Genomic DNA, 16,887 nt, shown 5'->3' with positions numbered 1-16,887 from the left:
GATGTCACGGTCCGGTTGACGCCCCGTGTCCCGCAGTCGGTTCGACGAGCGTCACGGTCTCGGCGCTGACCGTCCCTTGGAAGCAGAGGGCTACCACGAGAAACGCCACGGCGAAGACGACTCGTGGATGGTTCGCGACGACCGACGTCACATCGGATACTCTCTTCGCGTGGACCATGGGAGTTTGTTCCATACGTGCTCTGGTGTGAACGCTCCGAATATAATTCTTACCCAACATAATAGAAAATTGAACTGTCTGGAGAATGATCAGAGCCTCGTCGCCCGTCTCTGGCCGCTGAACACCCGAAACGTCGATCTTCCTCCAATCCTTCTGCGTTAATATTAAATAGCTCTGATACCATTATGACCGTAGAACAATGAGCTCGAATTTACTAGAGAACCAAATCGAGGATATCATCCAGGCCGTCCTCGCGGACGCGGACGACGATCTCCTCATCGTCGACCCCTCGGCCGACACCATCGAGGAGCTCGTAGACGTCGCGACGCGGTTCGACGGCGATCTCCCGACGATCCGTCTCGTCGCCGAAGAGGCGATCCTGAAAGACGTGATGGACGACTTCATCGTCGCCAGCAACGCCGCCGACCTGATCGACGCGGGCGTCCTGTCGATGCGCACGACCGACGAGAGTGCGGACAACGCGCTTCTCATCACCGCCGACGCCGTGATGGCGCTCGTCCGCGCCGGCGACCACGTCGCGGCGTTGACGACCGACGAGGCTTCGTTCGTCGACAGCGCGTCCGAGACGTACGGCGCACTCTTCGAGTCGTCGCCCGACTTCAAACTCCGCACGCCGGCCATCTCGCGCGTCCGCGACACGCTCCGCTCGGAGATCGGCGACGAGACGGAGTCGGACTTCAGCCACGTGCTCGCCTCGCTCGAGACGGCCCGTGGCGACGGCAACGGGCTGGACGAGGTCACCATCAGCCTGCTCGTCGCGGCCAAGAACGACGTCCTGCTCTACGACATCTCGAAGTGGGGCGAGGACGTCGGCATCGCGAGCAAGGCGACGTTCTCGCGGACGAAGACCAAACTCGAGGATATGGGCCTCATCGACACCGAGAAAGTCCCGATCGACGTCGGTCGCCCGCGGCTCCGCCTCAAACTCGGCGACGACCGACTGCGTGACGCAAACACCGACCAGCTCGCCGGCGTCGCCCAGAGCCTGCTGAACTAGTCGTCTCACCTCTCCGTATTTTCCGTCGTCGAGTCACAGCCTCGTCGCTGTCCACGGGCGGCGGTCGTCGCAACACCCGACGATTTTTCTCCCTCTCGGCCGACCACGCGTCCATGCACATCGGCCTCGTCGGAAGCGGCCCGGCCGCGGAGGCGGCCCGGGCAGCGTTCGCCGACATCGACGCCTCGGTCGCGGAGACAGCAGTCGCCGACCTCGACGACGTCGACCTCGGCGTCGTCGTCGCGACGGCAGGTGCCGAGCGGTTCGCGCAGGCGAACGAGCACGCGGACCGCTGGGTCGCCGTCGAAGTCGGTGGCCTCGGCGGCCATCCGATCGACGGCGTCGACGCGGGCGTGTCGGCGTTCACCGCCGAATCGGGCTGTTACCGCTGTCTCCGCGCACGAGTCGCCTCGAACCTCGAGGCGGCCGCCGACCGTCCGCGCGGCGACCGGAGCGCGGTCCGTCTCGCCGGTGCGGTCGCGGGTCGCCGTGCGATCCGACTCCTCTCCGGCGACCCGCTCGGTGGGACCGTCGTCGAGGTGCCCGGTCCCGAGCGGGAGTTCCTCCCCGTCCCGGGCTGTGACTGCGGTGACGCCCCCGAGCGGGCGCTGCAGCTCGCACACCGGGACGTCGACGTCGACGACTCGCTCGCCCGGGCCGAGCGCGGACTCGACGAGCGACTCGGTCTCGTCCGACAGGTCGGCGAGCGCGAGTCGTTCCCGGTTCCCTACTATCTCGCACAGACCGCGGACACTTCGGTGTTCAGCGACGCGCGCGCCGCCGAGTTCGCCGCCGGCGTCGACCCCGACTGGGACCGCGCGTTCATGAAGGCGCTCGGCGAGGGACTCGAGCGCTACAGCGCGGGCGTCTACCGGGCGCGGCAGTTCACCACGGCACCCGAGGCGAACCTCGCACGGGCGGTGTCGCCGCGGCGGTTCGTCCGCCCCGACGGGTTCGGCGTCCCCGACCCCGAGACGCCGACGCAGTGGGTCGAGGGGGTCGACCTCGCGACGGACGAGGAGGCGCTGCTGCCAGCGGAGTATGTCCAGTTCCCGCCGCCGGGTGAGGAGTCGACCCGTTCGAAGCCGCCAATCACGACCGGTCTCGGCCTGGGGAACTCGACGGTCGAGGCGGTGCTCTCGGGACTGTACGAGGTGGTCGAACGCGACGCGACGATGCTCGCGTGGTACTCGACGTTCGACCCGCTCGGACTCGCCGTCGACGACGACGACGTCTTCGACGAACTGGTCGGTCGCGCACGGGCGGAGAACCTGACTGTGACGCCGCTGCTCGTGACACAGGACGTCGACGTGCCGGTCGTCGCCGTCGCCGTCCACCGCGACGACGAGTGGCCGCAGTTCGCGATGGGGTCGGGTGCCGACCTCGACGCGACGGTGGCCGCCCGCTCCGCGCTCGCGGAGGCGCTCCAGAACTGGATGGAACTGCGATCGATGGGTGCCGAGCGGGCGGCCGCCGAGGAGGGAGCCATCGGCGAGTACGCCGACTTCCCGGCGGCCGCCCGGCGGTTCGTCGACGTCGGGACGACGCTGCGGGCGGCCGACGTCGGCGAGGTCGGCGAGGCGTTATCCGGCACGGCCGAACTCCGGGCGGTCGTCGACCGCGTTGCCGACGCCGGGCTCGACGCGTACGCCGCTCGACTCACTCCGCGGGACGTCGCCGAGCTCGGGTTCGAAGCGGTGCGCGTGCTGAGTCCGCAGGCACAGCCGCTGTTCACGGGCGATCCGTTCTTCGGCGATCGCGCCCGGACGGTCCCCGAGTCGATGGGGTTCGACCCACGACTCGACCGGCCGTACCACCCGTACCCCTAACTGGAGAAGTCGAGGTCCCGAAGCGCGCGAATCACCGGTGGGAGAGCCGTCTCGTCTGCCGTGGTGGCGACGAACACGCCACGCTCGCTGCGGGGGTCCCACGCCAGCAACTGTGTCGACTCCTCGAAGACGCGAACCGTCACGTCGAGTTCTCCCAGCAGGTGTGTCAACTCGTTGAACCCGTGTGTGCGTAACTGTTCGTCGACGAGGACGTCTACCAACTCGGCGACCGTCGTCGAGTCGAACTCCGCTCTGACGTCGTCGTGGAGGTACGCGACGGCGTAGTTCTTTGCGGCGAGGTCGCCCCAGAAGACTCCTCGAAGGTCCGCTCCGAGTTCCTGCTGAAGGGTGTCGATGAGTGCGTCGACTTGGTCTCTCATACCTTTCGGGACACGAGGGGTGAACAAAGGCGTTTCTTCGCCGGATGCGTAGCCGACGCCGGGGTCGTATGGTCGGTCCGGTCGGTCGCTCAGACCCCGAACGTCGCGCGTAGCATGTCACGCGTCCCGGGACCGAGTCCGACCGCCAGGATCGCGATGAGGAGCAACATCGTGTAGCGAGGGCTCTCCTCGAAGATCTCCTCTTCGAACACCCAGACGACGAACGTCGCCGCGAGGAGTTTCACGAGGAGGAACGGCCACGCGTCGCCCGTGACCGCCAGTATCGACGGCGGGAGCGTCGCGGCCGTGAAGTCGACGATCGCCTGGTTGACGGGGTGTTTCGGGACGAGGTTCCGTCCCGCGCCGAGCGCCGTCATGAAGTCGAGACCGATCACGTTGGCGACGCCGTCGACGGCGTGCCCCCAGATGATGACGAAGCCGATCCGGCCCGTCCCCCGGTTGATCTCGGGTGCGAACCGCTCGATGAGCCACCACGTCGCCGCCGCAGAGAGCGTCGCACCGAGGAGGATGACCGTGACGACCTGCGGGTAGAAGGTGACGCCTTTCGAACCGGTCGCGGCGAGCGCGACGAGGTAGCCGAGCGTGGCCAGGAGGGCGACGGTCCCGAAGGCGAACAACAGTTTCGCGTAGTCGTCGATGACGCCGTTCCGATCAAGTGCGACGCTAGCGACGACGGCCCCGAGGGTGATTGCGAAGACGGTGACGTAGATGACCGGACTGATGACGAGCGTGTTCAGCGGGTAGGTGATGAGCGTCTCGGCACCGGGCGCGTCATTGGCGTCCTCGACGACGCGGAGGGCACCCCCGAACAGCATGAACGGGAACAGCGCGAAGAAGAACTCTCTGTCCGTGCCGATGTCGAGTCGACGGAGCAGGAAGACTATGCCGATCAGCGCGAGCAGCAGGACGACGATGTAGCCGACCTCCGAGACGAGCGTGTAGCCGGGGTAGGCGACCGGTTCCGGCGCGGCGGCACACGCGCTCGAACTCGACAGATACTGGGTCGTCCCACCCTCTCGGACGGCGCAGACCGCCGAGTTGGCGTCGGCCTGCACCGGCCCCCAGAAGTAGTGCCAGATGAAGTTGTCGTAGACGATACGAGGAAGAAGCAGAGAGCCACCGACGAGTCCGACCAGCAGCGCGAGGACCGTCCCGCCCCACAGTCGCTCGGGGTCGACGCCGAGGCGTTCGCTAACCGTAGCCATATCGCAACAGGTGACGCGCCCGGAGTTGAGGGTTCCGGTCTCGTGCGTCTCGACGCCACGGCGTCGACGTGTTTGCACATCTCACGCGACGCGCACTCCAGTCGCCCACTACAGCGGGAGGCGTTCGTCGTCGTAGTAGGTGCCGAGGATGACCATCGTCTGCGACCGGGAGAACCCGTCCATCGCCGCGATGTGCTCGAACATCAGCTTCCTGAGGTCGTCGGTGTCGTGGGCGTACACCCGCAGGACGACGTCCCACTCGCCGGTGGTGAGATGGACCTCTTGGACGCCCTCGAGTTCGCGGAGCTGTTCGAGCGTCTCCTCCTCGTGACCCTGTTCGACCGTCAGTCCGACCAGTGCTGACGTGCCGTAGCCGACCGCCTTCGGATCGACCGTCGCGTGGTACCCCTCGATGACGCCCGCCTCCTCCATCCGACCGACCCGGTCGTGGACTGTCGCACTCGACATCTCGATCCGACGGGCGATCTCGCTGAACGGTGTACGTGCGTCTTCCTGGAGGATCCGAAGGATCGCCCGGTCGGTGTCGTCGAGTTCCATATCGGAGGAAGTCCGAGTGACGACTTTGCCCTTGCGGATGCCGCAGTCGCTCTCTGTCGCTCAGTCGTCCGACCCTTCGATCGCTTGGGCGGCCGCCAACACCTCGTCGTGGACCGCGCCGTTCGAGGCGACGAGTCCCGTCGAGTCGTGTCGCCAGCGGTCGCCCTCGAGGTCGGTGACGGTGCCGCCGGCCTGTCGGACCATGTAGACGCCCGCGACGGTGTCCCACGGGTTGGCCCGCTCGTTCGTGATCGTCCCTTCGAGCGCCCCCGAGGCGACCATCGACAGCGTCACCTGCGCTGATCCGAACCGCCGGAGGTCGCCGAACCGTTCGACGATCCCCCGCGTCGCGGCGGCGTACTCCGCACGGTGGTCGAAGTCCCACCAGAACGTCGGGGCGACGGTCGCCCGCCGAGGGTCGGAGACGTCGCTCACGGAGACGGGCGTCCCGTTGCGGTAGGTCCCCTCGGCGTCGGCCGTGTACGCGTCGTCGCAGGCGGGGAGGACGTTGGCCGCGGCGACCGGTTCCCCGTCGTCGACGGCGGCGACGGAGGTGGTCCAGACGCGGATGTTCCGGACGAAGTTGTTCGTCCCGTCGATGGGGTCGACCACCCAGGAGTGACCCTCGTTCGGGACGGTCTTGCGGGCGTCGGCCTCCTCGCCGACGACGACGTCGTCGGGAAACGACTCCGCGATGACCTCGATGACGCGTGCCTGTGTGTCTCTGTCGGCCTGCGTGACGACGTCGGTCTTCCCCTCCTTCGTCTCCACGGCGATCCCCTGGCGGAACGCCGCCGCCGCGACGTCGGCACCGCTCGCGGCAGCGCGTTCAGCGACCGTTGCTCGATCTGTCCCGTCAGTCATGTAACGGAGTCAGAACGACGGTACTGTATAAACGTCGGTTCTCTTGTCGGCGATACGACCGGAACTATAACCACGTCGCGTGTTATCGTCTGACGTATGTCGACGCTTCCAACGGAGATTCGATCGGCGCTGGCTCACCATCTCTCGAAGGCGACTGCAGACGCTCGTGAGGGCGACGCCGAGGCGGCCGCAGATCACGTCGAGAGCGTCGAGTCGGTGACGAGAGAGGGCGTCCCGTCCGGCCAACTCAGGGACCGCCTCCTCCACGGCTGTGCGGAAGTCGACGACCTCGTCGAAACCGACCCCGAGACCGCCACCGAGTACCTCCGTTCGATGGAACGGTTGCTCGAAAAGTCGGAGTCGCCGTAGCGGTCGCTCGACGGTCTGACGTGGGAAAAGGCGAGAACCGCGACTTGGACCCAGACGAGAGACGTTTTCGACAGCCCCTACGACTCGTCCGTCCTCGATCGGTTTCCCGACCGAGTCGATTTCGCGAACACCGTTTTCACGACGTCCGTTACTTGGTCTTCTCACTGTTCTCGTCGGAACAGTTCTGGGCTGCTGCGGTTCTCTGGCGGCGCGTTGTCCTCGTACTCCTGTTACAGAGTCTTTGGTTGTTGCGCCTCACCACGGCCGGTTTTACCCGACTGCGGCCGTCCGGTGTGTCCTCGCGACACTCGCATCATATTGTATGCTACCATCCCACATGAATCTTTCTCGGCGTTCGACAGACAGTCCGGAGAATAATTAACTCTATTGCGACTCAGAGTACTTTTTAGTGGCTCACCGGGGTAGGGACGTCCATGCGCTCGGACACGGCAGTTCGCCAACTGGAATACACGGTCGCATCGAAACTCGAAGACGACACGTGGAGTCACTGGGAGTCGACCGTCTACGCCGACGTCTTCGAGCACGTCGAGGCCAACGGCACGCGCGCGGACATGGCGGCTGTCGTCAGTCACATCAGCGACGAGGTTCGCGACGGCTACCGTCCGGACCCGGCGGACGTCCGCGCTCACGCGGACACGCTCCTCACCGAAGGCGGGCGACCCCTCACCGACGGCGGCGAGGAGTAACACGACACAGCGAGTGTCGAGCGGTTCACGTCGGGGGTCGACCTCGCTTCATTTCTCTCCCTTCCAGTCGCCGGCTTCTTCGCCGTGGAACTCACCCTTCGCCTGTCGAGGAGTCGGCCACAGCGCCAGCAGTACCAGCACGAGATACGTCACTGCGACCAAAGCGACGACTACGACACCGGGGACGCCGGGGATCGCCGCCGTTTCCAGCGGCCGCTCTCCGCCGACGAACACTGTGATACGGAAGAGCCACGCGAGCAGCAACACGGTGACGAGCGGGAGATAGACCCGCTTGAGCCGCCGGGACAGCGCCTCGCGTGTCGACACTTTCAACGTCGGTTTCCGCAGGTCGTCGCCGAGTTCTTCGCGCCAGTTCCGATGAATCGCACCCGCCGGGTCCAACGCGTTCGCGAAGACGTTCTCCTCTATCAGCCTGACCCGTGACCGCGTCGCATCGTACGTCCGGTACCGGCGGAGATCGAACACCAGGAACATCAAGAGCGCGAGCATTCCCAGCAGGAGGAAGTACGGCGGACTGTCCCTGCTTCCGAACGAGAGGGCGAGCATCGCCGCGATGAGCGCGATCGCCCAGTCTGTCGTCAGGTCGAGTCGGCCGAGCAGCGTCGACATCTGCGCCACCTCACCGCGGTAGTAGTGCGGTAACAGCGAGAGGAACATCTCTTCGTCGCGTCCTGCCTGCGCCGCTACCTCCCGTGCCTCACGCTGTTCGGGATCGAACGAGTCGTCGGACACCATATCTAAGCGTTCGTCGCGACGAACCAAACTCTCTTCGCGCCGCTCAGTGTCGGCGTCGGGCCACTCTCCTCATCCGATTCTTGTGGCTCTCACGACGTAGTCCGCCACAAGGATGCAACGGGATTTGAACTAGAGAGCGAGCGCCAGCGAGCGACCGTAGTTCAGATCCTCTGTCGGCACGTTCCACTCCTCACCTTGTTCGTCCGAAAAGTGCAAAGGGAGGGATTTGAACCCACGGACTCCTACGAGAGCGGATCTTGAGTCCGCCGCCGTTTCCAGGCTTGGCTACCTTTGCGCAGATGTCCAATAGTCGACCGACTTATAATTACCCTACGATTCGTTCGCGGTTGGGCAGTCGCTGTCACGTCACCGAATTGCTCTCCGCGGCCGCCGGTCGACCCTCGTGGTAGTCCTCTCCTTCGACCCGAGCGAAGAACCGCCGACGGGAGAAACGGTTAGGGGCGTCAAACGATAGGGAGACGTATGGACGAACACACCCGCGACCCGAGCGTCGCGCCACCGCTCGGCAACCCGACTGGGTGGCACGCTGACTACCGCCAGTGGGAGCACGCGACGCTCCGACGCGCAGTCGAACACGGCGTCCGACTGTTCAACGACGGCGCGTACCACGAGAGCCACGACTGTTTCGAAGACGAGTGGTACAACTACGGTCGCGGAAGCCCCGAGAGCGCCTTCCTCCACGGGATGGTCCAGGTCGCCGCGGGCGCGTACAAGCACTTCGACTTCGAGAACGACGACGGGATGCGCTCGCTGTTCCGCACCGCACTCGAGTACCTCTACGGGCTCCCGGACGACTTCTACGGCGTCGGTCTCGCCGACGTCCGCGAGACGCTGTCGACCGCAGTCGACGACCCGTCGGCCCTCCACGGCTGGTGTATCAGCCTCGACGACCACCGGCCGACCGCCTACGACGTCGACTACGAGTACGCCGAGTCGCTGGAACACGGACCCTGAACTGCGGGTCCCGAACCACAGTCCCCGGACGACGCCACCTCGAACCGCCGTCGTCAGACCGAGCCGACGCCGGCCGCCCCTCGCGAGAGATTCTTAACGCACTTCAACGCCGACACGAAAACGTGTTCAATGAGAGTCTATCAGTTGGGCGAGGGCACCCCCGAAGTCGCCGTCGTCGGGAGCATCCACGGCGACGAACCGTGCGGTGTCCGCGCCATCGAACGACTGGTCGCCAAAGAACCCGAGGTCGAACGCCCGGTAAAACTCGTCGTCGCGAACGAGGAGGCGCTCGACGCCGACGTCCGCTACCTCGACGACGACCTCAACCGCGCGTTCCCGGGCGACCCGGAGGCTGACAGCCACGAGCGTCGTCTCGCCCACGCGTTGCAGCGTGAACTCCACGACTGTACCGTCCTCTCGCTGCACTCGACGCAGTCCTACAGCGAACCGTTCGCGCTCGTCGACACCGTCGACGCCGTCTCCCGCGCCATCTGTCCGCGTCTTCCCGTCGACGTCGTCGTGGAGACCGACCGCTTCACCGACGGGCGACTCATCGAACATCCTCACACCATCGAGGTCGAGTGTGGCTTCCAGGGCTCCGAGGAGGCCGTCGAGAACGCCTACTGGCTCACGCGGTCGTTTCTCGCGGCGACGTCGGCGCTGCCGGCACCGACCGTCGACGACCCCATCGACGCCGGCGGTCGCGACGACGTGACTGTCTTCCGTCTGCTGGAGAAGATCCCGAAGGAACCCGCCACCGAGTACGAGGTGTTCGCGACGAACTTCGTCCGCGTCGAGTCGGGCGAACGGTTCGCCGCCGTCGACGGCGACTCGCTCCACGCCGAGACGTCGTTCTTCCCGGTCCTCCTCTCGCCGTACGGCTATCGGGACGTCTTCGGCTACGCCGCAGACAGAGTCGGCACGCTGAACTGACGCGCTACTCTTCCGGTTCTAGTTCGACCTGCGTGAGCTGGCGGTCGAGATAACAGTGGTCGTGTGGAGGGTCGCCGACGACCTCCTGAATGCGGTACTCGGTGTCGAAATCGGCCCCTTCGGGCACACACAGTTCGTGACTGGGGCACTCCGTGTACGGACACGGCCCTTCGAGTTTAGCCTTGCTCCCGGCGTACGCTCCCTTCGAGGCGACGTTGGCGGGGACCGACGTCGGTTCGACCTCGACGGCTTTCACGCCCGTGTCGTGGACCGCACAGTCGAGCGTCTGGGTATTCTCCCGGACGCCGGTGATCCGGTAGCGTCTGCCCTCGGTGAGATTCAGACACTGGTCCCGATAGGGACAGCCTTCGCACAGACTCGACTCTCCGTGGTAGACGAACTCGCGACCCTCTTCGGCCAGACGAACCCCGATGAGCGTGACTTTGGACATGGCTCTCCCTTCGAGAGGGATACGAAAAAGGCTCCCGTCTACCGGTGCTCGGCCGTCACCGCCGCAGCGACCCGGAGACGGCCGTCAGTCGCCTTTCTCTCTCCCGAGCAGCTCGTCGAGTTTCTCGAAGTACTCCTCGCGCGGCACCTGGTAGAGCTCGCGGTAGTCGACCTCGCCGTCGACGAACCGCTCGGCGGCGGCGACTGCCCCCTCGACGGCCGCCTCCCGACTGTCGAACTCCTCGGTCCGAGCCTCGATGTCCGGTTCCAAGAAGAGGGTGATGTGCCACGTGTCGGTCGATATCTGCGAGGCACCCGGCCGTCGACGCCGCGACCCGTTGGAGACGAACACCGTCGGCATACAGGCCGCGGGGAACTTCTCGGTGTCGAACACGTCGGGTCGGTACGCCAGGATAGCCCGCCCCTCCGGTTCGTCGTTCCAGACGACCCACCCCTCCGGCAGTGTCTCGAAGCTCATAGCCGTCCCTTTCGGTCCGACACTCTAATGTGATTCGTTCGGAGCCACCCGTCCCGTGTTTGCGAGCTCTGCGCGCCCGATCTCCCGCGAACGAACGTGTGAGCTATATAAACGGCAGTCTGTTGGCGACGAGACACGTCGGCGACAGCGTGTCTCCGTCGCCGTCTTTTCGTCACGTCGCAGACGGGACACAAGACGCCCTCGGAGAAACCGTTATATGCTACCGTCACTCATACTTCTAATAGTCTCGGTCACGTCTGACCGGACGACCGCCCCGCCGTGCACACTGACCCGCCGTCGATCCGCTCTCCCTCTCTCCCCGACGGTGGTTCTCGGTCCCTGCGCGCGTGGACAACGACCGACCGCTACCCGGCGACCGCCCGCACCTCTCCCTCGGTCGGAGGCCGTGCCGTGGTGTTCCATCTCCCTCCGTCTCTCTGTGGTCGCCGACCGGTGGTTCGGTCCTGGCCTGCGGACAGACGAGACACGACAGTGATACAATGAACGGTGAGATAGAAACCCTCGAAGAACTCAGCCAGCATTACAAGGAATCGATGCCCGCGGACCTGCGGGAGGCGAAGTCGTTCGACTGGTACCTCCAGGAACTGTACGACGACCCGCGGATCGCGCGAAACGCCCACCAGCGAGTCGCCGACATGTTCGACTTCTACGGCACCGAGTACAACGAAGAGCTCGGTATCGTGGAGTATCTCATGGCCACGGAGGACGAACACCACGACGGGGAGAACGTCTTCTACGGCCGCGAGATCCACGAGGCGATCCACGAGTTCGTCAACAAGGTCAAGAGCGGTGCGCGCGGACTCGGTCCCGAGAAACGCATCAAACTCCTCCTCGGCCCGGTCGGGTCGGGCAAGTCTCACTTCGACTGGCTCGTCCGCCGGTACTTCGAGGACTACACCCTCCGCGACGAAGGGCGGATGTACACCTTCCGCTGGGTGAACCTCGGCGACATCATCGTCGACCAGGACCCCGCCGACGACGTGGTCAAGTCGCCGATGGACCAGGACCCGCTCGTGCTCCTCCCTCAGGAGCAACGCGACGTCGTCATCGACCAGCTCAACCAGGTGCTCGACGCGCCGTACACCATCCGGAACGACCAGGCGCTCGACCCCGCCTCGGAGTTCTACATGGACAAACTGCTGGCGCACTACGACGACGATCTGCAGGAAGTGCTGGAGAACCACGTCGAGATCGTCCGTCTCGTCGCCAGCGAGAACAAACGACAGTGCATCGAGACGTTCGAGCCGAAGGACAAGAAGAACCAAGACGAGACCGAACTGACGGGCGACGTCAACTACTCGAAACTCGCCATCTACGGCGAGTCCGACCCCCGCGCGTTCGACTACTCGGGGGCGTTCTGTAACGCCAACCGGGGGATCTTCTCCGGCGAGGAGCTGCTGAAGCTCCAGCGGGAGTTCCTGTACGACTTCCTGCACGCGACGCAGGAACAGACGATCAAGCCGAAGAACAACCCCCGGATCGACATCGACCAGGTGATCGTCGGTCGGACGAACATGCCCGAGTACCGCGACAAGAAGGGCGACGAGAAGATGGAGGCGTTCAACGACCGGACGAAGCGCATCGACTTCCCGTACATCCTGGAGTACGAACAGGAGTCGAACATCTACCGGAAGATGCTGCGGAACGCCGACGTGCCGAATATGCACATCGAACCGCACGCCATGGAGATGGCGGGGCTGTTCGGCGTCCTCACGAGAATCGAGGAACCCGACAGCGAGCGCATCTCGCTCGTCCAGAAGGCGAAGGCCTACAACGGTGAACTCGACGACGGCGACGACGTCGACGTGAAGAAACTGCGCGAGGAGGGTGAGAAGAAGGCCGACATCGCCGAGGGGATGTACGGCGTCTCCGCCCGGTTCATCGGCGACGAGATCGCCGAGGCGATCATGAACTCCACGCACCGCGGACGCGACTACCTGAGTCCACTCACGCTGTTCAACCACTTCGAGGAGAACCTCGAGAACCACGGCTCCATCCCGGAGGAGAACCTCGAACGCTACTACCGCTACCTCGAACTGGTGCGCGAGGAGTACAAGGAGCGCGCCATCGAGGACGTCCGCCACGCGCTGGCGTACGACCTCGACGAGATCCAGCGGCAGGGCGAGAAGTACATGGACCACGTGATGGCGTACATCGACGACGCCACCATCGAGGACGAACTCACCGGCCGCGAGCAGGACCCCGACGAGAAGTTCCTGCGCTCGGTCGAGGAACGGCTCGACATCCCGGAGGACCGCAAGGACGACTTCCGCCAGGAGGTCTCGAACTGGGTCTCCCGCCGCGCTCGCGAGGGGACGTCGTTCAACCCGCAGGACAACGACCGCCTGCGGCGCGCGCTGGAGCGCAAACTCTGGGAGGACAAGAAACACAACATCAACTTCTCGGCGTTGGTGTCCGCGAACGAACTCGACGACGACGAACGGAACGCGTGGGTCGACGCCTTGGTCGATCAGGGCTACTCCCGGGAGGGCGCCCGCGAAGTGCTCGAGTTCGCCGGCGCGGAGGTCGCCAAAGCCGAGCTGGAAGATTAGGGATGCCACGCGACTACATCACCGAGGCGGACCGCGCGCTGGATACGGCCTACGAGCCGCCGATGAGCCTCGCGGAGTACGTGGACCTGGCGTTCGAACGCCCCTCCATCGCCTCGCACGCCAGCAAGTACCTGCTGGAGGCCATCGAGTCGATGGGGACCCGAACGGTCGTCGAGGAGGGCGAGACGGTCGAACGCTACCGGTTCTTCGACGACCCGCACAACGACGGGGAACACGCCATCCTCGGCAACACCGAGGTGCTCAACGGCTTCGTCGACGACCTCAGAACCATCGCCGCCGACCGCGGCAAAGGCGAGAAGATCATCTGGTTCGACGGGCCGACGGCGACGGGGAAATCCGAGCTGAAGCGCTGTCTCATCAACGGACTGCGCGAGTACTCGAAGACGGACGCCGGGCGGCGCTACACTGTCGAGTGGAACGTCGCCAGCGCCTCGGACACCCGCGGGCTGAGCTACACCGACGAGGGGGTCGACCTCGAGGCCGACTGGTACGAGAGTCCGGTCCAGTCGAACCCGCTTTCAGTGTTCCCGCCGGAGGTCCGCCGCAAGCTACTCGACGAGCTGAACAGCGCGTCGTCGGACCACATCCCCGTCTCGCTTGGCACGAGCCTCGACCCGTTCTGCCGCGAGGCGTACACCTACCTCGAGGACCAGTACCGTCGGGCGGGGAAGACGGAGCTGTTCTCGAAGATCACGGACCCGAAACATCTCCGCGTGAAGAACTACATCGTCGACGTCGGCCGCGGTATCGGCGTGCTCCACTCGGAGGACGACGGGTCGCCAAAGGAACGGCTGGTCGGCACGTGGATGCCGGGGATGCTCCGGGAGCTCGACTCTCGCGGTCGGAAGAACCCGCAGGCGTTCAGCTACGACGGTGTGCTCTCGCAGGGCAACAGCCTCCTGACCATCGTCGAGGACGCGGCCCAGCACGCCGACCTGCTGCAGAAACTGCTGAACGTCCCCGACGAGCGGCGCGTCAAACTCGACAAGAGCATCGGGATGGACATCGACACCCAACTGCTGATCATCTCGAACCCCGACCTCGACGTCGAACTCGACAAGTTCGCCGACCGCAACGGTCGCGACCCGCTGAAGGCGCTGAAACGCCGTCTCGACCGCCACGAGTTCCGCTACCTGACGAACCTCTCGCTGGAGACCGAACTCATCCGACGGGAGCTGACGAACGAGACGTCGGTCTGGGAGGCCGACGAGTACGAGGAACTCGAGGCGCGCATCCGCGAGTCGGTGACGCTGTCGGTCAGAAACGGTCACGGCGAGGTGACGCCGCTCGAACTCGCGCCGCACACGCTCGAGGCGGCTGCACTCTACAGCGTCGTCACCCGCCTCGACGCCGAGGATCTCCCACCGGGGATCGACCTCGTCGACAAGGCGATCCTGTTCGACCAGGGCTACCTGCAGGAGGGCGACACCCGTCGCGACGCCGACGAGTTCGACTTCGAGCACGCCAACGACGGCAAACACGGGGTTCCCGTCACTTACACGCGCGACGTCGTCGCCGACCTGTTACACGCCGACCGCGACCGACACCACTCCGACCTCCCGGTCGAGCAGGTCGTCATGCCCGAGGACGTCCTCGACGCGATGCTCGAAGGGCTCTCCGTCGCGCCCGTCTTCTCCCGCGGGGAGGCGACGGAGTACGAGGGGCGGGTCACCGTGGTCCGCAACTACATCGCCACCCGACAGGAGCGCGACGTGCTCGACGCGCTGCTCGCGGAGAAGGGCGTCGAAGAGGAGACGGTCGCCGAGTACGTCGAACACGTCTACGCGTGGGCCGGCGACGAACAGATCGAGACCGAACGTGGTCCCGTCGACCCCGACGCGCTGCTGATGAAACTGTTCGAGACCGAGCATCTGGGGCGGTTCAAGAAGGACGACTACACCGGAAACACCCCCTCCGAGGAGGTCGAGGAGTTCCGTCGGGAGAAGGTCATCACGGCGTTGAACCGCTACGCGTGGGAGAACCGCGACGAGGAGTTCTCCGCGCGGAACGTCGACTTCTCGGAGATTCCGGTCATCCGAGCGGTGTTAGAGAGCCACGACTGGGACGACGTCCAGCGACTGTTCGAGGACTTCGACCCCCGCCAGTGGGACTCACCGCCGGCGAACACCGAGACTGAGACAGTGAAACGAAACACGATAGCCGAGATGACGAACAGAGGGTACAGCGAGGCGTCGGCCGAACTGACGAGTCGCGCCGTGATGCGGGAGGTGAAAGATCGATGGGACTGAGAGAGGACCTCGAACGGTTCCGTGAGGTCGGCGAGAACCGCCGGGAGGACCTCAAGGAGTTCATCAGCTACGGCGACCTCGGCGGCTCCGGCCCGGACAGCATCAACATCCCGATCAAGATCGTCGACCTCCCGGAGTTCGCCTACGACCGCCGCGACATGGGCGGCGTCGGCCAGGGGCAGGACGGCACCCCCGACGTCGGCCAACCCGTCGGTCCGCCACAACCCGGCGACGGCGACGGCGAGGACGGCGACCCCGGCGAGGAGGGGGCCGACCACGAGTACTACCAGATGGACCCCGAGGAGTTCGCCCAGGAACTCGACGAGGAGCTGGGTCTGGACCTCGAACCGAAGGGGAAGGAGGTCGTCGAAGAGATCGAGGGCGACTACACCGAGCTCACCCGCACGGGGCCGAACAGCACGCTCGACTTCGAGAAGCTGTTCCGCTCGGGGCTGAAGCGGAAGCTCGCGATGGACTTCGACGAGGACTACGTCCGCGAGGCCTGCAAGGTCGAGGGCGTCACGCCCGACGACGTGTTCCACTGGGCGCGCGAGGAGAACATCCTCGTCTCCTACGCGTGGATCGCCGACGCCTTCGACAACGTCCCCGAGGACGAACGCGGGACGTGGGCGAGCTTCGAGGAGATGGCAGAGAACGTCGAGGAGACGTCGACGATGCAGCGCATCCGTCGCGACGGGCTACGGGACGTCCCGTTCCGTCGCGAGGACGAGCGCTACCGCCACCCCGAGATCATCGAGGAGAAACAGAAGAACGTCGTCGTGGTCAACATCCGCGACGTCTCGGGGTCGATGCGCGAGAAGAAGCGCGAACTGGTCGAGCGGACGTTCACGCCGCTGGACTGGTATCTGACGGGCAAGTACGACAACGCCGAGTTCGTCTACATCGCCCACGACGCCGAGGCCTGGCAGGTCGAACGCGAGGAGTTCTTCGGCATCCGCTCGGGCGGCGGCACGAAGATCTCCTCGGCGTACCACCTCGCCAAGGAGATCCTCGAGGAGGAGTACCCGTGGAGCGACTGGAACCGCTACGTCTTCGCCGCCGGCGACTCGGAGAACTCCTCGAACGACACCCGGGAGAACGTCATCCCGCTGATGGAGGAGATCCCGGCGAACCTCCACGCCTACGTGGAGACGCAGCCCGGTGGCAACGCCATCAACGCGACGCACGCCGAGGAGGTCGAGAGCACTCTCTCGGACACCGGTAACGTCGTCGTCGCCTACGTCAAGTCGCCGGACGACGTCGTCGACGCCATTTACAAGATTCTCAGCACGGAGAGCAACGATGATTGAACGCGACCCAACA

The 16,887-nt window shown here is 65.2% G+C and carries 17 protein-coding genes and 1 tRNA gene; 9 read left to right on the top strand and 9 right to left on the bottom strand.

The genetic code is table 11. The features are described 5' to 3' along the window. Nucleotides 1-4: 4 nt before the first annotated feature. Nucleotides 5-193: a hypothetical protein gene (locus BSG17_RS25960; protein ID WP_139246588.1), complete on the bottom strand. Its 189-nt coding sequence runs from the start codon at nt 191-193 to the stop codon at nt 5-7. A 184-nt stretch (nt 194-377) separates the two neighbouring features. Between BSG17_RS25960 and tbsP the strand changes: the two genes are divergently transcribed. Both tbsP and BSG17_RS10555 read left to right on the top strand, forming a co-directional pair. After that, nucleotides 378-1,196, top strand: a complete 819-nt coding sequence (gene tbsP, locus BSG17_RS10560) for a transcriptional regulator TbsP (protein ID WP_089823752.1) — start codon at nt 378-380, stop codon at nt 1,194-1,196. 113 nt (nt 1,197-1,309) lie between these two features. After that, on the top strand, nt 1,310-3,025 hold the full coding sequence (locus BSG17_RS10555) for a YcaO-like family protein (RefSeq protein ID WP_089823750.1): 1,716 nt from the start codon (nt 1,310-1,312) through the stop codon (nt 3,023-3,025). On the opposite strand, the gene BSG17_RS10550 is transcribed toward BSG17_RS10555, so the two are convergent. From BSG17_RS10550 to BSG17_RS10535, 4 genes are all read right to left on the bottom strand, one after another. Then, nucleotides 3,022-3,405, bottom strand: a complete 384-nt coding sequence (locus BSG17_RS10550) for a DUF7522 family protein (RefSeq protein WP_089823748.1) — start codon at nt 3,403-3,405, stop codon at nt 3,022-3,024. The genes BSG17_RS10555 and BSG17_RS10550 overlap by 4 nt on opposite strands. A gap of 89 nt (nt 3,406-3,494) precedes the next feature. Continuing rightward, nucleotides 3,495-4,631, bottom strand: coding sequence for a DUF63 family protein (locus BSG17_RS10545; RefSeq protein ID WP_089823746.1), 1,137 nt, complete (start codon nt 4,629-4,631; stop codon nt 3,495-3,497). Between the two features lie 108 nt (nt 4,632-4,739). Further along, nucleotides 4,740-5,189 (bottom strand): Lrp/AsnC family transcriptional regulator, encoded by a 450-nt coding sequence (locus BSG17_RS10540; RefSeq protein ID WP_089823744.1) that lies wholly within the window; start codon nt 5,187-5,189, stop codon nt 4,740-4,742. 60 nt (nt 5,190-5,249) lie between these two features. Continuing rightward, on the bottom strand, nt 5,250-6,053 hold the full coding sequence (locus BSG17_RS10535) for an inositol monophosphatase family protein (protein WP_089823742.1): 804 nt from the start codon (nt 6,051-6,053) through the stop codon (nt 5,250-5,252). A 96-nt stretch (nt 6,054-6,149) separates the two neighbouring features. On the opposite strand from BSG17_RS10535, the gene BSG17_RS10530 reads away from it, so the two are divergent. Next, on the top strand, nt 6,150-6,422 hold the full coding sequence (locus tag BSG17_RS10530; protein ID WP_089823740.1) for a DUF8101 family protein: 273 nt from the start codon (nt 6,150-6,152) through the stop codon (nt 6,420-6,422). 434 nt (nt 6,423-6,856) lie between these two features. Next, nucleotides 6,857-7,129, top strand: a complete 273-nt coding sequence (locus BSG17_RS10525; protein WP_089823738.1) for a hypothetical protein — start codon at nt 6,857-6,859, stop codon at nt 7,127-7,129. 48 nt (nt 7,130-7,177) lie between these two features. Here BSG17_RS10525 and BSG17_RS10520 read toward each other — a convergent pair whose 3' ends face one another. Beyond that, on the bottom strand, nt 7,178-7,885 hold the full coding sequence (locus tag BSG17_RS10520) for a DUF2270 domain-containing protein (protein WP_089823736.1): 708 nt from the start codon (nt 7,883-7,885) through the stop codon (nt 7,178-7,180). A gap of 211 nt (nt 7,886-8,096) precedes the next feature. After that, a tRNA-Leu gene (locus tag BSG17_RS10515) sits at nt 8,097-8,180 on the bottom strand. A 188-nt stretch (nt 8,181-8,368) separates the two neighbouring features. Here BSG17_RS10515 and BSG17_RS10510 point away from each other — a divergent pair. Further along, nucleotides 8,369-8,860 (top strand): DUF309 domain-containing protein, encoded by a 492-nt coding sequence (locus BSG17_RS10510; protein ID WP_089823734.1) that lies wholly within the window; start codon nt 8,369-8,371, stop codon nt 8,858-8,860. 129 nt (nt 8,861-8,989) lie between these two features. After that, nucleotides 8,990-9,793 (top strand): M14 family metallopeptidase, encoded by an 804-nt coding sequence (locus BSG17_RS10505; RefSeq protein ID WP_089823732.1) that lies wholly within the window; start codon nt 8,990-8,992, stop codon nt 9,791-9,793. Nucleotides 9,794-9,797: 4 nt separating this feature from the next. Here BSG17_RS10505 and BSG17_RS10500 read toward each other — a convergent pair whose 3' ends face one another. Further along, nucleotides 9,798-10,244 carry a UPF0179 family protein gene (locus BSG17_RS10500; RefSeq protein ID WP_089823731.1) on the bottom strand — a complete coding sequence of 149 codons (447 nt, stop codon included), beginning with the start codon at nt 10,242-10,244 and terminating at the stop codon, nt 9,798-9,800. Between the two features lie 84 nt (nt 10,245-10,328). Next, complete coding sequence (locus BSG17_RS10495; RefSeq protein WP_089823729.1) at nt 10,329-10,721, bottom strand: DUF5820 family protein; 393 nt, start codon at nt 10,719-10,721, stop codon at nt 10,329-10,331. Between the two features lie 500 nt (nt 10,722-11,221). On the opposite strand from BSG17_RS10495, the gene BSG17_RS10490 reads away from it, so the two are divergent. Genes BSG17_RS10490 through BSG17_RS10480 form a run of 3 tightly spaced genes read left to right on the top strand, consistent with a single transcriptional unit; the run spans nt 11,222 to nt 16,874 of the window. Next, complete coding sequence (locus tag BSG17_RS10490) at nt 11,222-13,294, top strand: PrkA family serine protein kinase (protein ID WP_089823727.1); 2,073 nt, start codon at nt 11,222-11,224, stop codon at nt 13,292-13,294. Between the two features lie 2 nt (nt 13,295-13,296). Next, nucleotides 13,297-15,564: a PrkA family serine protein kinase gene (locus BSG17_RS10485; protein ID WP_089823725.1), complete on the top strand. Its 2,268-nt coding sequence runs from the start codon at nt 13,297-13,299 to the stop codon at nt 15,562-15,564. Continuing rightward, entirely contained in the window at nt 15,555-16,874 is a 1,320-nt protein-coding gene (locus tag BSG17_RS10480; protein WP_089823723.1) for a YeaH/YhbH family protein, read from the top strand. The genes BSG17_RS10485 and BSG17_RS10480 overlap by 10 nt, the downstream gene beginning before the upstream one ends. Nucleotides 16,875-16,887: the final 13 nt, after the last annotated feature.

Source organism: Halogranum amylolyticum, assembly GCF_900110465.1.
Taxonomy (GTDB): Archaea; Halobacteriota; Halobacteria; order Halobacteriales; family Haloferacaceae; genus Halogranum; species Halogranum amylolyticum.
Note: the sequence above shows the minus strand (reverse complement) of the source record. Positions and strands in the feature narration are given on the sequence as shown.